We start from the raw sequence: 8,490 nt of genomic DNA, 5'->3' as shown, positions 1-8,490 counted from the left end.
GTTATGCCTGATAAATTTTTTCCATTTTTATTTGGATACCCGTAGAAATTCAGACAGTTTGTTCAAAGCTTTAATTTAGAAACCTAATTGTGTCGTAGCACATCTTTTACGATTTTCCAATGGGTCATGACCCATTGGAGTTGGTGTTATAATCAAAAACCTATCTTGATTTTGTATTTTTGAAGAAGCTGAAGTAGTATGGGTAATGCGTTAAACATCATTGGAAATCCATTGACTTTTTAATTTTACATCCCTATTGTTCAATTTAAAATACCGATAAGCAATACCTTAAATGCCAAATTCAAATAGCCCAAAACTATATATCGGCCTGTTTATAGCTTTAGTAATAGGCTTTTTGAGCTATTGTGATTTTTCCGCAAAAAAGGGGCACACGGAAAACCTGCCCTTTAGAAACACCAATGATACGGTAGCTTATGCCGGAATGCAGCAATGCAGAAGCTGTCACCAGGATATTTACAATACTTATATACAGACCGGAATGGGGCAGTCTTTCGGACTGGCCACAAAAGCCAAAAGTGCTGCCGATTACGAACATGCACTGGTCTATGATACTTTGAACGATTTTTATTACCATCCTTACTGGGAAAATGACACCTTGTATTTTGAAGAATTTCGCCTATCTGACAAGGGAGATACCATCCACAAACGAACCGAAGGTATTTCCTATGTGATTGGCTCGGGGCAGCACACCAATTCACACCTGATCAATAGGGACGGCTATATCTATCAGGCACCTATTACTTTTTACACCCAAAAAGGCCAGTGGGATTTGGCTCCCGGTTTTGAGGGCGGACACAATTCTCGCTTTGACCGGATTATTGGAAAGGAATGCATGACCTGTCACAATGGCTTGCCGGATATGGAGGAAAAATCGCTCAACAAATACCACAATGTAAAAATGGGCATTGATTGCGAACGCTGTCACGGGCCCGGTGCTTTGCATGTGAAAGAAAAACTGGCAGGTATCAAGGTCGATACAACTGAAACAGGCGACTGGAGCATTGTGAATCCTAAAAGACTGAGCAAAGAGCGGCAGATGAGCGTTTGCCAGCGTTGTCATTTGCAGGGGCTGTCTGTGTTGAAAGAAGGAAAGGATTTTGACGATTTTTTGCCCTCCATGCATTTGAAAGAAGTATTTTCGGTTTTTCTGCCACGCTTCGAAAATGCCGATGATCAGTTTATTATGGCTTCACAGGCTGAGCGCTTGAGTATGAGCGAATGCTACAAAATGTCGGAAATGACCTGCATTACTTGCCACAACCCACATAAGAGCGTAAACCTAACGCCCATCAGTACTTTCAATGAAAAATGCAGCAACTGCCATGGGACTAATAAAAAGCAGGAAACTTGCACTTTGCCTATGGCAGAACGTGGTGATAACAATTGCAGCGGCTGTCACATGCCCAAATCGGGAAGTATTGATATTCCGCATGTTTCCATTACCGATCATTGGATCAGAAAAAATCCTGAAAAAACACGCAGTGAACCCAAAGATTTTGACGAACTGGCCGCTGTACAGAAATTCATAGGCCTGTACAGTTACAACAATACCGATCCAAATGTCTATACTCGGGCGAAAGCTTATTTATCCTTTTATGAAAAATTCAGTGAAAGGAGTATGTTTTTGGATTCGGCAGCAAATTATTTCCCTGAAATCAATTCAAAAGATCAGTTGTTGTCCCTGGAAATTCATCGCTATTATTTGCTCAGTAACTGGAACCAGGTAGCAGATAAAACTGCAGCGGTCAATTGGGACAGTATTTACGACAAAAGCTGGACAGCATATAGGGTAGGAGAAGCGCATTTTAATTTGGGCAATTACCAGAGTGCTTTAGAACATTTTGAAATTGCACTGGAAGAAAAAGCCCTGAACCTTGATTTTCTCAACAAAAAAGGGGCAGCCCTGTTTCAGCTCAAAATGTATGATGAAGCATTCAAAGTGTTTCTGAAAATTGTAAATGAGCAAGCTGCACACAAAGAAGCGCAGGCAAACCTCGGCTGGATATACCTGATGCGAAAGGATTATTCGCTGGCACAGAAACATTTGCACAAAGCCATTGATTTAGATCCGGATTATGAAAAGGCCAGGCTGAACCTCATATACCTTTATTTAAGTAAAGAGAACTATAGCAGTGCTGAAAATGAATTGAAAAAAGTACTCCGTATCAATCCTGACAACCAGCAGGCACAGGATTTACTCATGAAATTAAAACAACTATGAAGCGAATTTTTATCACCCTTTTTACTTTTGTACTGATTCTTGCATTGCTATTGGCCTGGATGGGCTATAAAGTAGTTTATAGCCCAAATATTCAAACTCACGGGGAAAAGACCTATTTCTACATTCCAAGCATTGCGGATTATGAGCAAGTAAAAATTTTATTGTCAGAAAATGAATTGCTGATAGATGAAGCTTCTTTTGATCTGCTGGCAAGGAAAATGAATTATCCCTCACATGTGTATCCCGGAAGATATGAGCTTAGAGACGGCATGAGCAATCGCAAATTGATCTTATTGTTGCGCTCCGGAGAGCAAGCCCCCGTAAAATTGATTTTGAAAAAAGTAAGGCGTGTAGAAGAAGTTGCAGAAATAGCTGCTGCAAAGCTTGAATTAAACCAGGATGATTTACTACAGGTATTGCTCAAACCCGGAAAAAATGAAGTATTGGGCAATTTCAACAAGGAGAATATACTTAGCCTCTTTATTCCCGATACCTATGAATTTTACTGGAATACAGATGCGGAAACATTTTTAAAGCGCATGTTGCGTGAGTATAATAATTTCTGGACAGATGAGCGCAAAGCTGCTGCAAAAGCACAGGGATTAAGCCCTGATGAAGTCATTGCCCTGGCTTCAATAGTAGAGGAAGAAAGCAATAAAGACGAAGAAAGGCCTATAATTGCCGGTTTGTATTTGAACAGACTTAACAGGGGTATGCTTTTGCAGGCAGATCCTACGGTGCGTTTTGCACTCGGTGATTTTGAAATCAGGAGGGTATTAACAAAACACCTTAAAACAGATTCGCCTTACAATACTTATTTGTACAAGGGTTTGCCACCCGGGCCAATTTGTACCCCGTCCAAGAAAAGTATTGAAGCTGTACTTCACCCCAAAGAGCATAACTATCTGTATATGTGTGCGAAAGCCGATTTCTCAGGTTATCATGAATTTGCAAGTACATTGAACGAACATCTTAAAAATGCGCGTAAATTCCAGAAAGCGCTCAATGAAAATAAAATCTACAATTAATGTTTGAATCAACGTGTGAAATTAGAGTGCGCTATGGAGAGACGGATAAAATGGGAGTGGTGTATTATGGGAATTATGCGCTCTATTATGAAATAGCCAGAACCGAAGCCATGCGTAGATTGGGCTTGCCCTACTCAAAACTTGAAGAGCGCGGAATCATCATGCCGGTACTTGAGATGAATTGTCGCTATAAAAAAGCAGCAAAATACGATATGCTTTTGACCGTGAAAACCTTTGTGGAAGAATTGCCGGGGCGGCTTATGAGCTTCAGGCATAAAATATATGATCCTAAAGGGAAGCTCTTAAATGAAGGAAAAACAAAATTGCTTTTTGTAGATCAAAAAACGGGATCGATTAAGACTGCTCCACATGAATTAATTGAATGCTTAAAAGCTTATTTTTGAAAAATGGCACTTTTCGATAAAATATTAGAACACTCTGCAAAAGCCCGCAATTTATTGGAAACTGCTAAGGAAGCGAGTTTACCGGGGTTACAGGGGGTTCCGGTATATTATGTAGTACAATTTTTTATCCATGAAATCAAGCGCGATGTATTGATCGTAAAGTCCAAAGCCATTGCTTTCAGCTTTTTTCTGGCCCTGTTTCCTGCATTGATTTTTTTGCTCACACTAATTCCCTATATCCCTATTGATGGTTTGCAGGAAAATATGATAGTATTGCTGCGCGATATTTTGCCTGCAAATGCTTATGAATTGCTTGACCAAACACTTACTGACACTATTCAAAGACCCCGAGGTGGATTGCTCTCTATTGGTTTTCTTACTGCGCTTTTTATCTCTTCCAGTGGAATGATTGGTGTTATGGAGTCTTTTGATAAATCCATTGAAACTTTTCATACGCGCAATGCGCTGCAAATGCGCTGGGTAGCATTTAAATTAACCTTTGTGATCTTTTTTCTTACCATGATATCCGTAGCACTGATTGTTGAAGGCAATCGTTTATTAGAGATTATTGCAGAAGACTGGCTGAAATTAGGCGCATGGAGTGTAACTTTGTTGAGTACATTCAAGTGGTTGATTATACTTTTCCTGATTTTCAACACCTATTCATTTATCTACTATTATGGACCCGCCACTAAGAAAAAATGGAATTTTATGTCCACTGGCTCCACCGTTGCTACAATCCTTACTATTATTTTTTCGCTTGGCTTTTCTTATTTTGTAAATAATTTTGGCACCTATAACAAGCTGTACGGTTCTATCGGCACCATTATAGCCCTTCAGTTTTGGATTTATCTCAATTCATTTGCCCTGCTGATTGGTTTTGAAATAAATGCCAGCATTACCTACAACAAGCATCTGATTCTGAAAAAAGACGATGAAGCGCTTGCTGAGGATTGAGTAGTAGTTTAAAGTTGATTTTTTAATTTTTCTAATTTGGTTTTAAGCTCGGGCAAAATATTTTGGATAATATTCCACTCAATCTTTCGCTCAACTCTAAAATATTCGTGGATTAGCAAATTGCGAAAAGCGATCATTTTGTTCCATTCAATTTCGGGATGCTTTTGTATAAATTTTTCAGGAAGCTGTCGGGTGGCTTCACCTACTATCTCAAAGCAACGATCAACCGCATATTGAGTTTTGAGGTCTTCTATAAACTGTTGCCAATCCATGCCTTTTGTGAAATCCAGAACAGCTGTGATATTTATTAATATATCATAAAGAATTGCTTTTTCACTTCGTTTAGACATATTGCAAATCTCCTTTAATATGTTTCCAGTAGTGTGGTTGAATGGCTCCTTTGCTTACTATATCTACTTTGTATCCAGGAAAGAGTTCCTGAATTTCCCATACCAAGTCAAAATATTCCCAGCCGATATCTCCGTCAAATTCTACCATTATATCAATATCACTTGTTTTAGGTTTAAAATCATTGCGCGTAATAGAACCAAAAAGGGCAAGCTTGGAAATCGGGTATTTTTTTTTGAGTTCAGGCAGTTTTGTGGCCAATTTAACTTGAATATCTTTTAGCATTTTCATCTAAAAAGCTGATTTATCTATGAGACAAGATAAACTGAAAATTTTTGTCTGGCAAGCTTATCAAAGTTTATATCATGATTTAATTAGGATCAAATAGTGGTTGTAGCCTACACATAATCAGTTTTTTTGACGATTAGTTGCCATAAGCCCAAACATCATAATCAATGCAGTGATAATAATCACCTGAATAATCATTGATCGGTTGACAAGATCTATGTTTTGTGCAGGTAATATGGATATGAAAAGGAGTATAGTGATCAATCCACGCGGTGCAACAAACAGCAATGGATTAAGGGCAAGTCCGGAAAGTTTAAGTTGTGCCGCGCGAAAAATATACATAGCTGCTACTATTCCCAAAGACCATTTCAGGGTTTCCGTATTAAAAATTTCACTTGTTTCAATCAGGTAACCAAACAATATGAAAAACAATGCTTTGATCACAAAGGTGGCCTCAACAACAAGCTCCCTGAATTTTATCACCTCGCGATTCAATTCATCCGGTTTGAATCGTTCTATCCATTTAAATGATTTTAATTCATCCAGATTCCCAATAGAAAGTCCAAATATCATAATAAATATGAGTGCCGGCAGGTGGTAGGTTTTTGAAACAGCATAGATCAATATTACCAGTAAAATAATAGGCACAAACTTTATTTGATGTTCAATTTTGCTGAGCAGAAATGAAAGTCCGATTGTTGAAATAAAGGATATCACAAAAATAATCAACACTTGTAATCCAAAGCTGCCAAATGAATAGAAGCCGAAATGTTCATTCAGACTTATAAAATTAAAAAACACAACTCCTGTGATTTCTGAAAAACTGCTTTCATAAATGACAAAGCCTTTATCTTTTGAAGAAAGATACTTAACACTTGGAATGGCAATGGCAGTACTAACTATACAAAAGGGAATGGCATTGATCAGGCTGCTTTTAAAGGTATAATCCCCTGTACCATATTGCTGAAAAAGATAGGCCAGTATAAAGGACAGCGCAAGCATCGGTATCAATGCGCCAAAAAAAGATTTTTTGATCAGGCCTAAATTGGATTTATTAAACTCAAGTTCAAGCGAACCTTCCAATACAATCAATATCAACCCAATCGTTCCAAAGAGCGGCAGCAGTTCTGAAAAGACAGGTAGCGGAATATCGAGAAAATCAGTAATTTGTTTGATAAACCAACCCAGGAACAAAAGCAGGATAACTGAAGGAATGCGTGTTTTGGATGAGGTGAGATCAAATAAATAGGCTATTAGCAGAAGTGCACAAAAACTGATTATTATAGTTGTTTCCATAGTTTATTTTTATTGAGCCTATTTCTTGGCTCTTTTTAACCACGCCAAAATCTGCTCAATAGCGATTGGCCAAAAATACTAAAGCAGAACACAAGCTCAAACAACAAGGGCAATACTTGAGTAAAAAAATCACGTTTTTTATGAATTCAGTATTATATTACTCAACTTTCTCAAAGTTTCAAATTTTAGAGAAGTATATTTACATGCATGCGATAGGTCTTCGGCTTTGCCATTGATTTTCTTAATTTTGAGCCGTTCTCAGCACAGTATTTACAAATCTTGTTGCAGTGCTGTTCTATTTTTATTCATTTTAAAGCATTACTATGGAGGACAAACTCCGGGAATTATACGAAAAAAGGGAAGCCGCTCAAAAAGGCGGTGGTGATAAGCGTATTGAGGCGCAGCATAAAAAAGGCAAATTGACTGCCAGGGAGCGCATCCATTTTTTGCTCGATGAAAATTCCTTTCAGGAAATGGGACAGATGGTCACGCATCGTTCTACCAATTTCGGGCTCGACAAGCAAAAATTTTACGGAGATGGTGTAGTCACCGGCTATGGAACCATTCATGGGCGGCTGGTTTATGTCTTTTCCCAGGATTTTACCGTTTTGGGAGGATCACTGGCCGAAGCACATGCCGAAAAGATATGTAAAGTGATGGATCTGGCGATGAAAAATGGGGCGCCTTTTATTGGACTAAATGACAGTGGTGGCGCGCGTATTCAGGAGGGCGTAGTTTCGCTCGGTGGATATGCCGATATATTTTATCGCAATACTATAGCCTCAGGATTGATTCCGCAGCTTTCGGCAATTATGGGGCCCTGTGCAGGCGGGGCGGTTTATTCTCCCGCATTGACTGATTTTATCAGCATGGTGGAAAATACTTCCTACATGTTTGTTACCGGTCCAAATGTAGTGAAAACCGTAACCCATGAAGAAGTCAGCTCTGAAGAATTGGGTGGAGCCTCAGCGCATTCCACTAAATCAGGTGTCACGCATTTTTCCAGCGAAAATGAAATTGCCTGTATCGAAGGGCTGAAAAAACTGATCACTTATATCCCTCAAAACTGTGATGAAGAATCACCACAATATCCCTACGAGGAAGGAGATGAGCTTTTGCCTGAAGTACACAAGATCATCCCGGAAAATCCCAATCAGCCATATGATATGCGCGAGGTGATTGATCAGGTTTTAGATCGAGACTCCTTTTATGAAGTGCATAAAAACTACGCAGAGAACATTGTAGTGGGTTTTGGGTTTCTATCCGGTAAGAGTATCGGAATTGTAGCCAATCAACCGGGATATTTGGCTGGTGTGCTCGATATTGACGCTTCTAAAAAAGCTGCCCGTTTTGTGCGCTTTTGCGATGCCTTCAATATCCCGCTTTTGGTATTTGAAGATGTTCCGGGATTTTTGCCCGGTACTGATCAGGAGTGGAATGGTATTATTAGCAACGGAGCTAAATTGCTTTATGCTTTTAGCGAAGCCACAGTGCCACGCGTAACTGTAATTACACGCAAAGCCTATGGCGGAGCTTATGACGTAATGAATTCAAAGCATATAGGTGCTGATTTGAACTTTGCCTGGCCTTCGGCAGAAATTGCGGTAATGGGAGCAAAAGGTGCGGCAGAAATCATTTTCAAAAAAGAAATCAAAGCAGCTGATGATCCGGAAGCAAAACTGAAAGAAAAAGAAGCCGAATATGCTGAAATGTTTGCCCATCCATATAAAGCAGCAGCAAGAGGTTATGTGGATGAAGTGATTGATCCGGCAGAAACAAGACAGAAGTTGATTGCAGCTTTTAAGATGCTGAAAAACAAGGTAGATAAGCTGCCCAGAAAAAAGCATGGGAATATTCCATTGTGACTGGTTGACTAGTTTTGTGATTGCAAAAAGTTTATTGAACTTTACGTGAGCAAAAAGTATTT

Annotated in this window: 8 protein-coding genes; 5 read left to right on the top strand and 3 right to left on the bottom strand. The window is 39.2% G+C overall.

Annotated features, from left to right (window positions below; all coding sequences use genetic code 11):
- Nucleotides 1-292: 292 nt before the first annotated feature.
- Genes WD048_03875 through WD048_03860 form a run of 4 tightly spaced genes read left to right on the top strand, consistent with a single transcriptional unit; the run spans nt 293 to nt 4,631 of the window.
- On the top strand, nt 293-2,242 hold the full coding sequence (locus WD048_03875) for a tetratricopeptide repeat protein (protein MEX0811331.1): 1,950 nt from the start codon (nt 293-295) through the stop codon (nt 2,240-2,242).
- Nucleotides 2,239-3,270, top strand: coding sequence for an endolytic transglycosylase MltG (gene mltG / locus WD048_03870; GenBank protein ID MEX0811330.1), 1,032 nt, complete (start codon nt 2,239-2,241; stop codon nt 3,268-3,270). The genes WD048_03875 and mltG overlap by 4 nt, the downstream gene beginning before the upstream one ends.
- The gene (locus WD048_03865) at nt 3,270-3,674 is read left to right on the top strand and encodes a thioesterase family protein (protein MEX0811329.1); all 405 of its coding nucleotides are present in this window, start codon (nt 3,270-3,272) and stop codon (nt 3,672-3,674) included. The genes mltG and WD048_03865 overlap by 1 nt, the downstream gene beginning before the upstream one ends.
- A gap of 3 nt (nt 3,675-3,677) precedes the next feature.
- Nucleotides 3,678-4,631 (top strand): YihY/virulence factor BrkB family protein, encoded by a 954-nt coding sequence (locus WD048_03860; protein ID MEX0811328.1) that lies wholly within the window; start codon nt 3,678-3,680, stop codon nt 4,629-4,631.
- Between the two features lie 8 nt (nt 4,632-4,639).
- On the opposite strand, the gene WD048_03855 is transcribed toward WD048_03860, so the two are convergent.
- The 3 genes from WD048_03855 to WD048_03845 form a co-directional block, all read right to left on the bottom strand.
- Nucleotides 4,640-4,981, bottom strand: coding sequence for a DUF86 domain-containing protein (locus WD048_03855; GenBank protein ID MEX0811327.1), 342 nt, complete (start codon nt 4,979-4,981; stop codon nt 4,640-4,642).
- Nucleotides 4,974-5,270: a nucleotidyltransferase family protein gene (locus WD048_03850; protein ID MEX0811326.1), complete on the bottom strand. Its 297-nt coding sequence runs from the start codon at nt 5,268-5,270 to the stop codon at nt 4,974-4,976. The genes WD048_03855 and WD048_03850 overlap by 8 nt, the downstream gene beginning before the upstream one ends.
- A 117-nt stretch (nt 5,271-5,387) precedes the next feature.
- Nucleotides 5,388-6,563, bottom strand: a complete 1,176-nt coding sequence (locus WD048_03845; protein ID MEX0811325.1) for a cation:proton antiporter — start codon at nt 6,561-6,563, stop codon at nt 5,388-5,390.
- Between the two features lie 323 nt (nt 6,564-6,886).
- Between WD048_03845 and WD048_03840 the strand changes: the two genes are divergently transcribed.
- The gene (locus tag WD048_03840) at nt 6,887-8,428 is read left to right on the top strand and encodes an acyl-CoA carboxylase subunit beta (protein MEX0811324.1); all 1,542 of its coding nucleotides are present in this window, start codon (nt 6,887-6,889) and stop codon (nt 8,426-8,428) included.
- Nucleotides 8,429-8,490: the final 62 nt, after the last annotated feature.

It is taken from the genome of Chitinophagales bacterium, assembly GCA_040877935.1.
GTDB lineage: Bacteria > Bacteroidota > Bacteroidia > Chitinophagales > CAIOSU01 > JBBDNB01.
The sequence above is the reverse complement of the archived record's forward strand: the minus strand, read 5'-3'. Positions and strand labels throughout refer to the sequence as shown.